The 15,398-nt window shown below is 64.4% G+C and carries 14 protein-coding genes; 5 read left to right on the top strand and 9 right to left on the bottom strand.

Annotation, left to right across the window (positions count from 1 at the left end; translation table 11 throughout):
- Together LCF40_RS16310 and LCF40_RS16305 are read left to right on the top strand one after the other, a co-directional pair.
- On the top strand, nucleotides 1-256 hold a 256-nt coding region (locus tag LCF40_RS16310; RefSeq protein ID WP_224829286.1), incomplete at its 5' end, for a transposase.
- Nucleotides 257-500: 244 nt separating this feature from the next.
- Entirely contained in the window at nucleotides 501-2,111 is a 1,611-nt protein-coding gene (locus tag LCF40_RS16305) for a transposase (protein WP_224829291.1), read from the top strand.
- Nucleotides 2,112-2,593: 482 nt separating this feature from the next.
- Here LCF40_RS16305 and LCF40_RS16300 read toward each other — a convergent pair whose 3' ends face one another.
- The 5 genes from LCF40_RS16300 to LCF40_RS16280 form a co-directional block, all read right to left on the bottom strand.
- Nucleotides 2,594-3,160, bottom strand: coding sequence for a helix-turn-helix domain-containing protein (locus tag LCF40_RS16300; RefSeq protein ID WP_224829285.1), 567 nt, complete (start codon nucleotides 3,158-3,160; stop codon nucleotides 2,594-2,596).
- Between the two features lie 125 nt (nucleotides 3,161-3,285).
- A complete protein-coding gene (locus tag LCF40_RS16295; protein WP_224829284.1) occupies nucleotides 3,286-4,419 on the bottom strand; it encodes an enolase C-terminal domain-like protein in 1,134 nt (377 codons plus the stop codon).
- 65 nt (nucleotides 4,420-4,484) lie between these two features.
- Nucleotides 4,485-6,149: a hypothetical protein gene (locus LCF40_RS16290; RefSeq protein WP_224829283.1), complete on the bottom strand. Its 1,665-nt coding sequence runs from the start codon at nucleotides 6,147-6,149 to the stop codon at nucleotides 4,485-4,487.
- Nucleotides 6,150-6,210: 61 nt separating this feature from the next.
- Complete coding sequence (locus LCF40_RS16285; RefSeq protein ID WP_224829282.1) at nucleotides 6,211-7,263, bottom strand: isocitrate/isopropylmalate dehydrogenase family protein; 1,053 nt, start codon at nucleotides 7,261-7,263, stop codon at nucleotides 6,211-6,213.
- Nucleotides 7,260-8,447, bottom strand: a complete 1,188-nt coding sequence (locus LCF40_RS16280; protein ID WP_224829281.1) for a mandelate racemase/muconate lactonizing enzyme family protein — start codon at nucleotides 8,445-8,447, stop codon at nucleotides 7,260-7,262. The genes LCF40_RS16285 and LCF40_RS16280 overlap by 4 nt, the downstream gene beginning before the upstream one ends.
- Nucleotides 8,448-8,516: 69 nt before the next feature.
- Here LCF40_RS16280 and LCF40_RS16275 point away from each other — a divergent pair, with 69 nt between their 5' ends.
- Both LCF40_RS16275 and LCF40_RS16270 read left to right on the top strand, forming a co-directional pair.
- Nucleotides 8,517-8,762, top strand: a complete 246-nt coding sequence (locus LCF40_RS16275) for a MarR family transcriptional regulator (protein WP_224829280.1) — start codon at nucleotides 8,517-8,519, stop codon at nucleotides 8,760-8,762.
- 101 nt (nucleotides 8,763-8,863) lie between these two features.
- Nucleotides 8,864-9,460 (top strand): hypothetical protein, encoded by a 597-nt coding sequence (locus tag LCF40_RS16270; RefSeq protein ID WP_224829279.1) that lies wholly within the window; start codon nucleotides 8,864-8,866, stop codon nucleotides 9,458-9,460.
- A gap of 51 nt (nucleotides 9,461-9,511) precedes the next feature.
- Here LCF40_RS16270 and LCF40_RS16265 read toward each other — a convergent pair whose 3' ends face one another.
- The 3 genes from LCF40_RS16265 to LCF40_RS16255 form a co-directional block, all read right to left on the bottom strand.
- Complete coding sequence (locus LCF40_RS16265) at nucleotides 9,512-11,737, bottom strand: ABC transporter ATP-binding protein (protein ID WP_224829278.1); 2,226 nt, start codon at nucleotides 11,735-11,737, stop codon at nucleotides 9,512-9,514.
- 115 nt (nucleotides 11,738-11,852) lie between these two features.
- Nucleotides 11,853-12,959 carry an ABC transporter permease gene (locus LCF40_RS16260; RefSeq protein WP_224829277.1) on the bottom strand — a complete coding sequence of 369 codons (1,107 nt, stop codon included), beginning with the start codon at nucleotides 12,957-12,959 and terminating at the stop codon, nucleotides 11,853-11,855.
- A 2-nt stretch (nucleotides 12,960-12,961) separates the two neighbouring features.
- Nucleotides 12,962-13,993: an ABC transporter permease gene (locus LCF40_RS16255; RefSeq protein WP_224829276.1), complete on the bottom strand. Its 1,032-nt coding sequence runs from the start codon at nucleotides 13,991-13,993 to the stop codon at nucleotides 12,962-12,964.
- A 232-nt stretch (nucleotides 13,994-14,225) separates the two neighbouring features.
- On the opposite strand from LCF40_RS16255, the gene LCF40_RS16250 reads away from it, so the two are divergent.
- Nucleotides 14,226-14,702: a hypothetical protein gene (locus LCF40_RS16250; protein ID WP_224829275.1), complete on the top strand. Its 477-nt coding sequence runs from the start codon at nucleotides 14,226-14,228 to the stop codon at nucleotides 14,700-14,702.
- Here the strand turns inward: LCF40_RS16250 and LCF40_RS16245 are convergent.
- Nucleotides 14,699-15,373 (bottom strand): Yip1 family protein, encoded by a 675-nt coding sequence (locus tag LCF40_RS16245; protein WP_224829274.1) that lies wholly within the window; start codon nucleotides 15,371-15,373, stop codon nucleotides 14,699-14,701. The two genes, LCF40_RS16250 and LCF40_RS16245, sit on opposite strands and share 4 nt — an antisense overlap.
- Nucleotides 15,374-15,398: the final 25 nt, after the last annotated feature.

Genomic DNA, 15,398 nt, shown 5'->3' with positions numbered 1-15,398 from the left:
CCATGCTCATCTCACCCAACAGCGGGCCGACGAACTCGGCATCGAGTTCGTCTTCATCCCGCCGTACTCGCCGACGCTGAACGCGATCGAACCGCTCTGGAAAGATCTCAAACGCGAAATCTCACCAGAGATTTTCGCGGACAAAGAGCACTTCCGCGAATTCCTCACCGAGACGTTTCTCCGATTGAGCCACCGCGTAAGCTTCGCTAGTGACTGGATTGAAACTTTCCTCCCAGATATTCAGGTGTTACAGTGATCACTCGCCAGGAGTCCCGAACGACAGATTTTGTGCACGAGACGGGTAACTGACTCCGATTGGTTGCCGACTGTAAATGGATGTCTCAAACGACATCCGAGTTCGAGTCTGCGATGAGTGATTAGCGCAATGGATGAATACGCATCACAGGCTCCAGCTCAAAGCGCTTCTCACCACGAGTGGATTTCCCGATTAAACAAGCCTCCGAGCGTCGCTGAGAACTAGATCGCCACGTTCCTTCTGAATATTCAAGTGTTGCAGTGACCACTCCAGCAGACTCGAACGACAGACTGAGGAATTGATTCACGAAGACACGGACCTCCTGACCATGGTCCGTGGGTTTGACTTCAGTGAGACTGGGGTCTACGAAGCCGGGAAAACCGGATGGAACGGTCGTTACGGCTACGAGCCGATGGTACGGGCGTTCTACTGCAAGGAGCTTGCCGGCTTCACAACCACAGAGCTCCACGACTACCTCATCGACGCCGAGCGTGCCCGCACGCTCGGCTTTGATCCCGACCAGTTCGCTGGGAACAAGACCGCGCCAAGTCGGACGACACTCGGTCGCGCCTGGCGCGACCGATTCCCGAATCACCTCCAAGCCTTCATCCGGACATCTGCTGAACGCATCCTCGCGGTTGCCCACGAGATGGGCAACCCGCTCGGACTGCGCACGCTTGAGCCCGAGGACAAGAGTGACCTCTCCACTCGCTCGGAGCAGCGGTACATCACAGGAAAGGCCAAAGACGTCACAGAGGCTCTCTGTCAGATCGTGTTTCCGGCGATTGATCTCGATCGACCGGATGACGGAACGCGGTATGACGATACCGCGTTCCTCGATCTCCAGAGTTACCTCGGGTTGACTGGGACTGCTGCCAACCAGGGAAGCCGGATCTTCGACGAGGAAACAACCCGCGAGAACGGCAGTCCTGACGGTGATACGCACCTCCACTACATCAAGCAACTCGAGGCGATGGAGATCGCCTCGATGGTCAACGGAGCGATCGGGACGATGATGTGGGCTGCTGAGCGTTACTATTCGATCGATCGCCACGTCGATGTGGCGATCGATATCACCTATATCGCGTACTACGGGGACCGCGAAGAGTTCCAGATGAGTACAGGCGCACCACCGAGTAAGTCCTACTCGTGGTGTTACAAAATGGCGACCGTGTCGATCGTGGACGAAGAGGTGAAGTTCACGCTCGGGATGCGGCCGCTACGCGGCTACATCCCTCGAAGAGTTCTCGTCGAACAGCTGCTCGAAATCGCGAGCGATCACGTCTTGATTGGGACGGTCTACGCCGACGCCGAATTCGACGGCGTCGGCGTGATCGACGCCGTCGAAGAGGCAGGCCTCTTCTATCTCATCCGAAAATCCTCGGATGACCCGGTCAAGCGGTTTGTCCAGGATATGGACCACGATGTCGGCGTTAACCAAAACCACGAGATGGAAGGAACAATCCCAGGGGGCAACGTGACGGTCACCCCGACGCTGGTCGGGGTTCCCTCGGATCGGAAGAAAGGCGCAACGGTGACGTTCGTAACGAACCTCTCAGTGAGTGACGCGACAAAGAAGGCGCGAGGGCGTACCCGCCGCGTGATGCGGCGGTACGCCCGCCGGTGGGGGATAGAGAATAGCTACAAGTCGATCAAGGACTTCCTCGCGTGGACGACTTCTCGAAACACCGCCGTTCGAGTGTTCTACTTCGGCTTTGCGGTCATCCTCTACGATATGTGGCTAGTCGTTGACCTGCTGGTGCAGGTCAGCCTCGATATTGAACGGCGGCTGAAGCCACGGGTGCCTGCGCGGACGTTTCTGAATATCGTCCGGAAGGAGGTGCCCGTGACGTAGGCGTTCCGCGGCCGCGGAACGCCGACTCATGAGAGATATCTCTATGTGTCTCTTCTATTTTCGTCCAGTGAAGAGCAGAATGAATGGTCGGCATCTTCGAGAAGGAAGATGATTAGCCGCCCCCAATTTTCTTCTCAGCTATCGCTGTAGTTAACCGACCGACATCGATCGCTTATGCACATTCCGAACACCTGACTCGCCGAGTTCGTCGGCCCGTTGTGTGGTGAGTTTCGCGTGATGGGAAGCTGTAGTTGTCCGCCACGAGTAGAATCCGCCCGACCGGATTCTGCTCACGGATCACCTCCAACGCATCACAGACGGTTTCCTTGGTGACTCGCTCACCGAACGAGATCGTGCTCTTCCCGGTCAGTGCGTAGAAACCGAACGAGCGCCACGGGGCCGTTACTAGCGGTTTCTCGATTATTACCGTTCGGTCGTACGACCACATCCGCTGGGAATTGTCGAACAGTTGTGACCACGTTTCATCGAAAGAAGCCGAGGACGACCGGATCATCCTCCTGTTCATCCGCCTTCTCATACTCCTCGCCGAGCGCCTTAGCGAGGCGCTCGGCGAGTATCTCATCTGCGTTCTCGGGACTGCGCGGGTCCATTGGGCGTGGTTTGATGACGTAATGCATCCCGCTCTCGCGCAACTTCCGGCTCAAGTGAGCAGAGTCATAGGTGACGCCGTAGCGGTCTTCGATGAGCGTGTGGATCGCCCGTGGCGTCCACGGTTGGCCTTCTTTGAGGATCTTACACAGCTCGGCGAACTGCATGTCCGAGAGTTTCGGGGGCGGTCGGCCCCCGAAACTCGGTCGCAATCCATCGACACCGGCGTCGTTCCACGCGTGTGCCCAGCGGCTACTGTTGGCTTGTGAAACCCCGACGCGTCTGGCGGCTCCCTCCAGTACATCACCCGCGTAGAGGTTCATCACGAAATAGAGACGGCCGACGAGGCTCGGCTCGTCCGCCTTCTGGGCTTCGTTGATCATTCTATCGAGTTCCTCCTCAGAGAGGTGCTCCGTCACGTTGAAGCGGTGACTTTTCATCATACACTCTATAGGTTCTGTGAGTATCCATACTTTGCGCAGACCACTCAGGGTCGCCGAGAATCTTCAGATAGTTACAGCTGGCAGTGTCAAGCCATCGGCCGACCCGTCGCGGCGAGGTTCTCCTAGTCGGCACCGTCGATCCGGTTGGTCTCGACGAACTCCCAGTCGAACTCGTAGCCCAGTCCGGGCTCCTCGGGGAGGAGAACACGGCCGTCGTCGTCGAGCGGGTCGGGAACCTCGACGAGCCAGGGCGTCGCGGCCTCGTAGTCGAACGCGGGGTGGAGCAGTCCCCGTTCGTAGTACTCGCCGGAGTCGGCCATCGCGGCCAGCAGGTGGAGGTTCGGGAGGTTCGCGCCGTGGACCTCGCAGGGAACGGCGAAGGCCTCACAGAGGTGGACGGTCTTCAGGGCGGGCGTGAGGCCGCCGACGTCGGCGATCCCGACCCGGCTGACGTCGCTTGCGCCGCGCTTGATCCACTCCGCGCGGGTATGGTGGCGCCCCTCCGCGGTCTCGGGGCCGACGACCGGGACCTCCACCTCCTCGGTGAGCCACTCGTAGGCCGAGATTGAGTGTTCGTCCATCGGCTCCTCGAACCAGGCGAACTCGAGGTCGGCGAGCGCCCGTCCGATCCGGCGGGCCTCGGTCCGGCTGTAGAAGTGATGCGAGTCGAGCATGAGGGAGACGTCGGGACCGACCCGCTCGCGGACGGCCCGGCAGGCCTCGATCACCCGCTCGGGCGAGGCGTCGTAGGGGGGCATCCAGGTGTGGAGCTTGACCGCCGGGTAGCCCCGATCGACCAGATCGGCGGCGAAGTCGGCGTAGGCCTCCGGAGATCCCAGCCCGTCGTCGTCGCCGACCATCGTGCTGCCGTAGGCGGGGACCCACTCGCGGTGACCCCCCAGCAGGCGGTAGACGGGTTCGTCGTACAGTTTGCCGGCGACGTCCCACAGCGCACAGTCGATCCGGGCGAGGTTCGTGTCCGCGAACGACCCCTTGTGGAGGCGCTGGCTCCGTTTCAGCCGCTGGCTGATCGCCTCGCGTTCGCGGGGGTCCTCGCCGACGAGGTAGTCGGCCGCGAGGTCGTTGGTCGCCGCCGACCCGCCGGGACAGTAGCCGTCGGGACCGTCCTCGACGACGACGCGGGTGATCGTCCCCCTCGCCTCGTGGGGCTCGCCGGGGTGTGAGTGACCCTTCTCGTCGCGGACCTTGTTCGATTCGTAAGTGAACTCGATCGTCTCGACGTCTCGGATCTCCATTCCACTACCGCCTGCGCGGGAACGGTGTTAAACGTTCGCGTGCCGGAGGCGGTCGCGGGAGGCCGCTACTCGCTCGTCGCCGGCCAGATCACCTTCGTGTCCCGCGTCCGGCCGTGGCCGTCGAAGGTGCCGTGGACGTAGCCGCTCCCGCCGACGTACGCCGGCACCCGTTCGGCCTCGCCCCGCAGGACGGCGTCGAGCCGGAGGATCGCCAGCGGCTCGACCGTGTCGAACCGCGCGTGGACGTGGTCCTCGCTTGGCAGGAAGAAGCCGCGGTGGTAGCGCTCCTCGATCAGCCCGTCGGCGACCCGACGGGCTCGCTCGAGATACGCCGAGTCCCGCGCCGTCTGGTAGCACTCGAGGAGCGCGAACACCTCCTCGGGGGTCGGCTCGGCCACCTCGGTTTCGAGGGAGATACCCCTCCCGGGTTCGGTGCCGACGTCGCCGATTCCCAGTCCGTCGGCGATGTTTCGGGCGGTCTCCCAGAGCCGGTCGCGCCCCGAGAGCCGGTAGCCTCGGACGTACGAGAGCAGGAAGCCCATGTCGGCGTCACGGGGTCGCCATTCGGTGCCCTCCTCGCCGTAGTAGCCCGTTCGGCCGAAGCGCTTCCCGGCCAGGTCGGTCCCGTCGGCCCACATCGGCCGGAAGGCGTTTCGCTCGGGGGCGTAGGCGTGTTCCGCGAGCGCGTCGAGGCCGTCGACGGTCCAGTCCCGGAGCTGCCGGCCCTCGCTGCCCAGCCGCTCGGCCAGCCCGAGTTGCATCACCGCCGCGGTGACGTGGATCGTCTCGAGACGGCTCCCCCAGTGGACCCACCCCTCTCGGGCGACGTCGCCGAACTGCTCCCCGAACTGGTTCTCGGCGCGGTCGCCGTACTTGGAGTTGGTCAGATTCCCCGTCAGCGGCCCCGTCTCGGGGGGCTCCTCGCGGCGCTCGGGCTTGGTGTACTGGTAGGCACCGAGCCCGGTCTCGGGGTGGCGGGCCTTTACGTACATCCCTGCGAGCCGCTTCCCCCAGGTCAGCGCGCCCTCCTCGCCGCCCAGCCGGTAGAGCGCGCCCGCGGCGTGGACCAGGTCGGCGCCGATGTTGATAAAGGAGAGGCCCCGCCCCTCGTAGAACGGCTCCGGGTCCCCGAAACTGTTGTCCCACAGGTCGCCGGTCTCGAGGCCGTACTCGCCGTGGCGGTTCATGTCGAGAGTCTCCCAGTCGAGGACGTGGGCGTTCCAGACCGCTCGAAGGAACCGCCGGGTCGCCTCCGGATCGGTCTCCCACAGCAGCTCGTAGAACGGGAAGTGAGTCTTGAACTCATGGGCGCCGTTGTCGACGTGGGCGATCGGCTCCAAACTCTTGAGGTCGATGAAGCGGTGGCCGCCCCACTCGAGAAGCCCGTTCTCCCCGGAAAGATGCTCGAAGTGGTAATCGACGACTGCCTTCGCGCGGTCCTCGTAGGTGGGATCGCCGGTGAGGGCGGAAAGCCCCGATAGGGCTCGAAAGAGGTTCTGCTGGCTGGCCATGTTCGAGAGCACGAACGTCTCGCCGTCGTAGCGCCAGCGGGCCGGCTCGTTGTCCGCGACGCGGACGCCATCGGCGAGCAGCGGCGTCCCCTCGCCGCTCCATCGGTCGCGCCCGACCTCGAGCACCCTGTCGGCGTGCTCCTCGACGATCGACAGCCGCTCGCGGTCGGCGTCGGTCCGTCCGGGCACCTCGCCCTCGTCGAACGAATCGGTCGTCATGCGTCACAGCTTGCCATGGGCGCCTAAACCCGTTGAGGTACGGGAGATATGGGCTGGTACCTTACAGCCGGTCCGCGAGGTCGGCGACGACGTCCTCCGTACCCGCCTCCCCCCCGACGTCGGGTGTCCGGGGCGCGTTCGGGTCGGCGAGCTGTTCGCGGACGACCTCCCAGAGCCGATCGCTGGCCGCCGATTCCCCGAGGTAGTCGAACAGCAATGCAGTCGAGAGGACGGTCGCAAGCGGGTTCGCGACCCCCTGACCGACGATGTCGGGGGCGCTGCCGTGGACCGGCTCGAACATCGAGGGCTCGTCGCCGGAGGCGAGGTTCGCGGAGGCCGCGAGGCCGAGGCTGCCGCTGACGATCGCGCCCAGGTCGGTGAGTACGTCGCCGAAGAGGTTCGAGGCGACGAGCACGTCGAACTCCTCGGGCCGGCGCACGAGGTCCATGCTCGCGGCGTCGACCAGCAGCCGCTCGACGGCTACTGTGGGATATTCCTCGCTCACCTCGGCGACGACCTCGTCCCAGAACACCATGCTGTAGGCCTGGGCGTTCGACTTCGTAATATTCGTCAGATGGCCCTCACGCTCGGCTGCGGCCTCGAAAGCCGTCCGGACGATCGTCTCGGTCGCCTCCCGGGTGAAGACGGCGGTCTGAACCGCGACCTCGTGGTCCTCCCCGCGGTGTTCGCGCCCGCCGACGTCGGCGTACTCGCCCTCGGTGTTCTCCCGGAAGACGACGAAATCGATCTCGCCGCCTGAGTACCCTCGTAGCGGGCTCTCGATCCCCTCGAAGAGGACGGAGGGACGCTTGCAGATCCGCTGGTCGAACCCCTTCCTGATCGGCAGGAGGAGTCCGTGAAGCGCGACGTGGTCGGGCACGTCGGGGTGGCCGACAGCGCCCAGCAGGATCGCGTCGTGGTCGGCCAGCCGGTCGAGCCCGTCCTCGGGCATCATCGCGCCCTCCTCGAGGTAGCGCTCGCTGCCCCAGCCGTAGTTCGTCGTCTCGATCCCGAAGCCGTAACCGTCCGCCGTCCGTTCGATCAGGGGGCGGACCGCGTCGATCACTTCCGGGCCGATGCCGTCGCCCTCGATGACCGCGATGTCGTAGCTCATAGCTCCACCTCGTATTCCGCCAGGACGTCCTCGTCCACCTCGATCCCGATCCCCGGCGCGTCCCGGATCGGGACCCGGTCTCCGTCGTTTGTGATCGGCTCGACCGCGAGGCCCTCCCGGATCGGGTTCTCGGTGCGGTCGAACTCGAGCATGGGGTCGCCGGGGATCGTCGCGAGCACCTGGAGGCTGGCGGCCAGTGCAACCGCGCTCCCGAAGACGTGAGGGTACGTTTGGATGTTGCGCGCCTCGGCCATGCTCGCGACGCGGGCCGTCGATGTGATCCCTCCCGCACTGGTGACGTCGGGCTGGACGTAGGCCAACCCCCCCTCCGCGAGCGCGCGGTCGAACTCCTCGCGGAACGCCCAGCACTCCCCGCCCGCCAGCGGAGTCACGGTTCGGTCGGCGAGGTCGGCGTAGTAGCCGACCTCCGGGGGCACGGGCTCCTCGAAAAAGCGGACGTCGTAGTCGGCGAGGCCGCGGGCGACCCGGGTCGCGTCCGCGACGTCGTACGAGTGGTTCGCGTCGACCATCAGGTCGACGCCGTCGCCGACCTCCTCCCTCACTGCCGCGACCAGCCGGAGGTCCTCTTCGGTCCCCCACGGAAAGTGTCTGCCCAGCCCGATCTTCTGTTTGAGTGCGGTGAAGCCCCGATCGACGTGCGAGCGGGCCTCCTCGGCGACGATCGTCTCGAGCTCCTCGATCGAATCGACGTCCCTGAAGAAGTGGCCGGTCGCGTACGCCGGAACCGACTCCCGGCGGCGGCCGCCCAGCAGCCGGGAGACCGACCGGTCGACGGACTTCCCGTAGGCGTCCCAGAGCGCGACGTCGACGCCGCTTACCACGCTCGCCGGGACGAACGAGTGGTACGACGACCGGAGTTCGAAGACCAGTTCGTCGTGGAGCGCTTCGACCTCGTCGACGCGCTCGCCGGCCAGCCGCGGGGCGACCGTCCGCTCGACGATCTCGCGGTTGCCCGCGATCGGACCCCAGCATTCGCCCCAGCCGACGACCCCTTTGCGGGTCTCAGCCCGCACGAGACAGTACTCCCGGCTCCCGATCCACTTCTGGGCGTTGGCGAACCGCGCCCTGAGCTCCCTTCGGAGTGGAATCGCGCGCACGTCCATGATCTCCATGCCGGTTTCCTTCTCGGCGCTCGCCCGATAAGCGCTCCCGTATCGGGCCACGTTGCCACACCGGAAACAGCTAAGTACGGGAAGCCGTATGACACGGGCGAGGGACCATCACCCGTGTGTATGACGACGCAACGACCGCCGCCCGAGACCGAATCGCCGATCGAACAGCTCCCCCCCAGCGCGAAGCTGGTGTACAAGACCCTGGAGTACGAGGGTCCGCTCACCCAGAAGGGCCTCGTCGAGCGTAGCCGGCTCCCGACCCGGACGGTCAGGGACGCCGTCCGCACCCTCGAGGACCACGGCTACATCGAGGAGCGCCTCTACGAGGGCGACGCCCGCCAGCGGCTGTACGTACTCTGCGAGTAGAAGTCGACGCCGTTCGCCTTCCCATCCCCCAGTCATCTACGGGGGATCGGTGTGGCACATTCCACCACAACTCCTTTGTACGACCGGAGAAAACCCGACGTATGCGCCGTCGGCGATATCTTTCCGCAGTGTGGGCCGCCGCCGTTGGTTCGGTCGCGGGCTGTGTCGCCCCGCCGAGAGCGATCGGGTCCGACGCGGCGGGGACGGAGACATCGGATAGTACAGCCGGTCCAGTCGAGAACGGGACGGGGGACGAACCCGAAGCAAGTAGCGGAAACGAGACCGAAGACGACGAGACTGCGTACGTGTTCGACTACGTCGAACTCGACCTGATGGACCGGTTTGTTCTCGAAGATAGCGACATCGCGCTCGTCGTCACCGACACCCGACGGCTCGAGCCGGCGGAACTCGGGGCGGACCTCGGGGACCAAGACGCCTTCGCCGTCCGAATGACGGCCACCGACGAGAGTGGTGACGGGGCCGAACTCGATCACGAGCTGTTCTGGCTCGAGGGACTCGATCCCGACGAGAGCGCGCCCGATCCTGCCCTCTCCGAGCGCCTCTCGGAGGGCGTCTCCGGGACCCGGACCCGGCTGTCTCCCGGAGCAAAGACCGACATCGAGATCGCCTTCGCGATCCCGCCCGACCTCGACCCGAAGTATCTGTGGGCCAGACAGTACTACGTCTGTCTGGTCTGAGTCGTTTTCGCAGCCGTCGGATAATCGTCGGCAGAAACCGGGACCGGCAGCTCAGTCGTCGGCCTCCGCGGTACCCGGGCCCGTTCCCGAGTCGACGGAGTCGGCGTCGTCCTCGTCGGTGATTGGCTCGCTGTCCCAGTACTCGTGGTCCTCGTACTCCCGAAAGCAGGCCGCCTGCTGGTAACCCGGCTCTTCTCCCTCGGCCTCGACGAGTTCGGGCCGCTGGTGGCGACAGGCCTCGCGGGCCTCCGGACACCGGGTGTGGTACCGGCAGCCCGATGGAGGGTTGGCCGCGTCCGGGATATCGATCTTGCGCATTGGGCGCTCGCCGGGATCATCGTCGGGATCGAGTTCGGGCGTCGCCCACCGCAACGCCTGCGTATAGGGGTGTTTCGGGTCGTTGATGATCCGCTCGGGCGAGCCGATCTCGACGAGTTCGCCCAGGTACATCACCCCGATTCGACCGTCGGCCTTCTCGGTGATGTACCGGGCGTTCGCGAGGTTGTGGCTGATGAACAGGTAGGAGGTGTCGAACGTGTCCTGAAGCTCCAGAAGGAGGTCCATCATCTCGACGCGCAGGGAGACGTCCAGCGCCGAAACCGCCTCGTCGGCTAGAATCAACTCGGGATTGATCAGCAATGCCCGGATCAGCGCGATCCGTTGCATCTCGCCGCCCGACAACTGGAACGGATAGCGATCGATGTAGTCCTCCGGCGGCGTCATTCCGACGTACTCGAGCATCCCGAGGATGCGCTCGCGGCGGTCGTTCCCGTCGAGTTCGGGATACCACCGCTTGAGAGGAGTCTCGAGAACCGCCCGGACCCGTCGATGGGTGTTCAGGGCGCTCCCCGGATCCTGGTGGATGATCTGCAGCGACTGGCGGATTTCCTCGTAGGGAATGTCGATGTCGCCGACCAGATCCCGGGCCTGCCAGACGTCCTGACCGCGGTACTCGACTACCCCCCCGGTCGGGCGCTGGAGTCCGATCGCGGTTTTGCCCAGCGTCGTCTTCCCACAGCCGCTCTCGCCGACCAGCACGACGACGTCCTCGTCGTAGACGTCGAGATCGATGCCGTCGACGGCCTTGACGTCGTCCGGATCGGAGAACAGCGAGAACGCGCTGCTCTCCTGTTCGAAGTAGACCTCGACGTCGTCCATCGAGAGGACGGGCTCGCCGGACCGGCGTTCCGGCGTGCGTTCGGTCGCGGCCGCACCCATCTCGCCGGCGTCGTCGAACTCCTCGGTCACTGCCGGGACCGCCTCCGCGGCTTCCTCCCAGTAGTGACAGTTGGCGGCGTGGTCGCCGTCGACCCGGTAGGGTTCTGGATCGACCTCCCGACACTGTTCGTCGGCCATGGGACACCGCGGGTGGTACGAACAGCCCGATGGGATGTTCACCGGATCCGGGCTCTCGCCGTCGATCGACCGCATCCGATCGATCGGCGCTCGGAGGTTCGGCGTGGAGTTCAGGAGCGCCCGCGTGTAGGGATGGGCCGCATCGGTGAGCAACTCGTCGGTGGGCCCCATCTCGACCATCTCGAAGGCGTACATCACGGCGATCCGATCGGCCAGCCCCGCGACCAGCGGGAGGTCGTGGGTGATGAAGACGATCGACAGGTCGTGTTTCTCCTGAATCCCGTCGAGCAGGGAAATGATAGAGCGCTGCATCAGGAGGTCCAGCGCCGCGGTGGGCTCGTCCATCACCAGCAACTCGGGATCGAGGATGAGCGAGAGCGCGATCAGCACTCGCTGGCTCATCCCACCCGAGAGCTCGTGAGGGTAGGAGGAAAGCACCCGTTCGGGATCCATGTAGAGATCGGAGATCAGTTCTCGGGCGCGCTCGAGACCGTCGCTGACGTTGTAGTCGTGGGCCGAGAGCGTCTCCACGAAGTGGTCCCGGATCGTCCGGACGGGGTTGAACGAACTCATCGCGCCCTGGAACACCATCGCGACCTCTTCCCAGCGAAGTTCCTGAAGCTCGCCCTTCGAGAGCTCGAGGACGTCGACCGACTCCCCGGAGGGCGGGTGGTAAGTGACGTCGCCAGATGCGACGCCCGGTTCGACGACAGCATCCATAAGTGAGGAGGCGAACATCGACTTCCCCGATCCAGACTCGCCGACGACGCCCAAGATCTCGCCGCGCTCGATATCGACGCTCAGATCGTCGACGACCCGGGACTGGCCCCGGTCCATTTCGAAGGCGACCGTCAGGTTCCTAACCTCCGCGATGGGGTCGTCCGCCCGCGGCATCGACCGATCGGGATCGGCAGCGGTCATCGGGCCACCCCGCGCTCGTCGGTCGGATCCTCCGTTCTGAAGGCGATACACCGGCGGTCGGATCGGATTGAGCGGATCATGGTCAGCTGTCGGTCGGACCGTTTGCGGTGTCGACTCATACTTGCCCCATCGTCATCGTTGCGTCTCCCTCCTCCTCTTCGGGGTCGATGTCGGCCCGATCGGCGTGGCGCGCACGCACTCTCGGGTTGAACACGCGGTCTAACGACTGGGCGAGCAGGATCAGCCCGATCGAGAGCACGGTGATCGCGACGACCGGGATGATCAGCCAGTGAAAGGCGATCGGCCGAAAGTAGGCGTCGACCTCGTATGCCTGATTCAGCATAACCCCCCAGTTGTTGCTGGTAAACGGAAGGATGCCGAGGAAATAGAGCCCGACCGCCGAGAAGATTACACCCCGAGCGGCGTTTGCGGTGTTCACCATCACGTAGGGCATGAGATGGGGCAGTACTTCCTTGTAGAGGATCAGCGAGGTCGGAATATCCATCGCGCGGGCGGCCTCGACGAACGACTCCTCCCGGAGGGTGAGCACCTGCGAGCGGATCGACCGAGCGAGACCGGCCCAGGCCGCGACCGACAGCAGGATGCCGACCATAACCTCGTTTTCGGGGTTGAAGAGGACGGCGAGAACGATCACAAGCGGGAGTCCGGGCAGGTTGATGAAGACGTCGGTGAGCGTACTCAACACCCTGTCGGCGAGCCCGCCCTTGTAGCCGCTGACGACGCCGATGGTGGTTCCGACGATCACCGTGAACAGGGCACCGGCGATCATCATCTGGAAGATCGGGACCACCGAGTGGACCGTCTGAGAGAAGAGATCGTGCCCCATCTGGTTGGTCCCGAACGGGAACTCCCAGGTCTCGAAGGGCTGAACGTAGGGCTGGCCCTCGAACGACTCCGTCGGCTCGACGAAGAAGATGGCGGCAAGCCCGGCCAGCGAGTAGATGGTCAGGATCGTGATTCCGATCAGCGCACGCTTGTCGTTCCTGACGATCGAAAAGGGGGTGACGACGTAGTTTCGGAAGATCCGTCGGTAGCGGTCCGTGCGACTCTCGCTTACGTCGGAGGTCGTCCGAAATGGCGCCGCGGTTCCTCCATCGATCGGCGTCCCCCCGTCGGCGGCCGTCGGCTCGCCGAACACCTCCTCTACATCGTCGGACGATTCTTTGTCGTCGGCCCGTCTGTCGGTAGGTTTCTCGGTCATGGCTAGAACGCCTCGCGGTTCTCGTCTCCCGCACGCGGGTCGATGAGCCCGTACGTGAGGTCAGTGATGAACAGTGCGATCACGACACAGATCGTAAGCAGCATGAACCCGCCCATCATCAGCGGATAGTCCCTGGCGTTTGCCGCCTGGACCAGGTAGTAGCCCATCCCCCGGTAACGGAAGATCGTCTCGAGGATCACCGATCCTCCGAAGAGGCTCCCGATGGAGATCATCAGGCCAGTATACAACGGGAGGATCGCGTTCCGGGCGACGTACTGGGTCGCGATGACGCCGTCGGAGAGCCCGCGCAGGCGAGCGACCCGGAGGTAGTCTTCGCCCAACACCCGGATCGCGTTCCCACGCATCGACAGCGAGGCGATCCCCGAGAACACGACCGTCGAGGCGATCGGCAACGAGGCGTGGTAGATGATTCCTTTGATGAACGGCCAGTTGAGTCCCGCGGTGACGCCCTCCGGGACCCGTCCGTTCGTTGGGAATATCTGCCACCGGTAGGCCATGTAGACGATCAGGAGGAGCGCAAGCACGTAGTAGGGGATCGAGCCCATGATCACCGAGTAGGCGGTCAGCCCGACGTCGAGCTTACTTCCCTCCCAGTAAGCGATCAACGAACCGGTGATGATCCCGAGGACGAATCCGATCGCGAGCCCCCAGCTCAACACGAATAGCGTCCAGGGCATCGCACGGCCCAGGATGTCCGAGACCGGCCGGCTGTAGTAGATCGACTGGCCGAGGTCGCCCCGGAGCGTGTTCGACATGTAATCGAAGTACGCGACGTGGAGCGGATCGCTCGGATTCATCGAGAGATACGCCTGGACGAGCTCGTACTGCTGTTCCATGTCCGACCCGGAGGCACCACCCTCGCCGGAGGTCGCGCCCGTGGCGTCGCCGGACATCTGTGCCAGGATGTAGTCCATCGGGTTCCCCGGCATGAACCGGATGATTACGAACGAGAGCGTAATGACCAGAAAGACGGTCAGGAGGCCCTGTGTGAGTCGTTCAACACGCCAATCCATCGGTTCCCTCCCTGTCGAACTCGACCCGTTCGCCCGATCGTGCGCTCCAGGAGACAGACGACGATCGTACGCGGGCAGTCCGAACTCTGTGCCTATTAAGCATGTGGCATGAGATTCAGAGGCGTACCTACTAAATCTTTTCTTCTCTGGTGGCACTCGCCGGAGCCGACGGTCGTGGCAAGCGTACCGCTCCGACGGTGGCTATAAGTGATCGACGACCCACGGTAGGTCCATGACGACAGCCGGAGAGACCGACGAGGCCAATGGTGACGAACCGACCGCGCTCCTCCGGGACCTGATCACGGACTGGTGTGACCGGAAAGCGGAGTATGAACGGCAGGCCGACACCGCCGACAGCGACGGATCCCGGCGGCTCCGGGGGCGCACGGAGGCGCTCTCTCAAGGGATCAACCGCCTCCAGGCCGCCGACCTAGAGGAGGAACCGTTCCGTTCGGTCGGAAAGGTCAGAGGACGTCTCCACTCTCGGACCGGGGAGTTAGGCAGACTGATCGACGAGGGAGCACCCCTGGAGGAGAAACACCGGGCGATCCGCGAGGAACTGACGACGATGATGGAGGAGTTAAATCAGCTCCGGGAACGTCTCGACGAGACTCTGGACGACGACCAGCTCCCCCATCCCGACGACTGGGAGTGGGTCAACGACGAGGTCCGCGAACGGGTCCTCGAGGCCTGGGGATACGACTCCTAGAGGAACAGATTCCCGACGAAGTAGGCGGCCAGGGCCAGTGTCGGGACGACGACGACAGTGAGGACCTGGCGGTGTTCGAGGTCCGTCGAGTGCCGGACCGCATACATCCAGAGGAGGGCGCTGGGGACGAGCAGGAGGCAGCCGGCGGCGGTGGCGGCGACGATCGCCGGGTCGGCACCGACCTCCGCGACCATGTTTTCGTAGCCCTCGAGTTCGGCGGACATGACGCCCCGCCGAACCTCGTGGGGGAGGGTCTCGCCCTGAAACGCGTAGTAGTTTCCGACGGCGCGGACGATTCCGAATGCGGCGATCGGTGCGAGTCCCCAGCCGGCGAGCTTGAACAACCGGCCGACCCGTATTCGGCCGCCTAGGAGCTTCGCGAGGGCGAAGAAGGCGGCCCAGACGAACAGCCAGATGCCAAATGGCATCATGAAGTGGACGATCCACTCGGCGGCGGCGGCGTTCATGATGTCGATCCTAACGTCCTGATCGAGCGCGTAGAACGTCGCGACCGGCTGGAACGCCCAGGCGATCCCTGCCAGCAGCGCGATCAGTGTCGGGATCCGAAACCGACCGTACAGCGCTTGGTCCTTGAAAAAGGAGTTTAGTCGCTGGCCGAGGCTGGTTCCGGTGGTCGTCGAACTGGCGGAGTCACCGACGTTCGTTGCCATATCGGCTACAAGGGCGGCCCCGGTT

Source organism: Saliphagus infecundisoli (assembly GCF_020177375.1).
GTDB classification, from domain to species: Archaea; Halobacteriota; Halobacteria; order Halobacteriales; family Natrialbaceae; genus Saliphagus; species Saliphagus infecundisoli.
Note: the sequence above shows the minus strand (reverse complement) of the source record. Positions and strands in the feature narration are given on the sequence as shown.

Coding starts and splice junctions, on each gene's coding strand:
- LCF40_RS16300 (WP_224829285.1), bottom strand. CDS start 3,160: ATGAAAAGTCACCGCTTCAACGTGACGGAGCACCTCTCTGAGGAGGAA.
- LCF40_RS16295 (WP_224829284.1), bottom strand. CDS start 4,419: ATGGAGATCCGAGACGTCGAGACGATCGAGTTCACTTACGAATCGAAC.
- LCF40_RS16290 (WP_224829283.1), bottom strand. CDS start 6,149: ATGACGACCGATTCGTTCGACGAGGGCGAGGTGCCCGGACGGACCGAC.
- LCF40_RS16285 (WP_224829282.1), bottom strand. CDS start 7,263: ATGAGCTACGACATCGCGGTCATCGAGGGCGACGGCATCGGCCCGGAA.
- LCF40_RS16275 (WP_224829280.1), top strand. CDS start 8,517: ATGACGACGCAACGACCGCCGCCCGAGACCGAATCGCCGATCGAACAG.
- LCF40_RS16270 (WP_224829279.1), top strand. CDS start 8,864: ATGCGCCGTCGGCGATATCTTTCCGCAGTGTGGGCCGCCGCCGTTGGT.
- LCF40_RS16265 (WP_224829278.1), bottom strand. CDS start 11,737: ATGACCGCTGCCGATCCCGATCGGTCGATGCCGCGGGCGGACGACCCC.
- LCF40_RS16260 (WP_224829277.1), bottom strand. CDS start 12,959: ATGACCGAGAAACCTACCGACAGACGGGCCGACGACAAAGAATCGTCC.
- LCF40_RS16255 (WP_224829276.1), bottom strand. CDS start 13,993: ATGGATTGGCGTGTTGAACGACTCACACAGGGCCTCCTGACCGTCTTT.
- LCF40_RS16250 (WP_224829275.1), top strand. CDS start 14,226: ATGACGACAGCCGGAGAGACCGACGAGGCCAATGGTGACGAACCGACC.
- LCF40_RS16245 (WP_224829274.1), bottom strand. CDS start 15,373: ATGGCAACGAACGTCGGTGACTCCGCCAGTTCGACGACCACCGGAACC.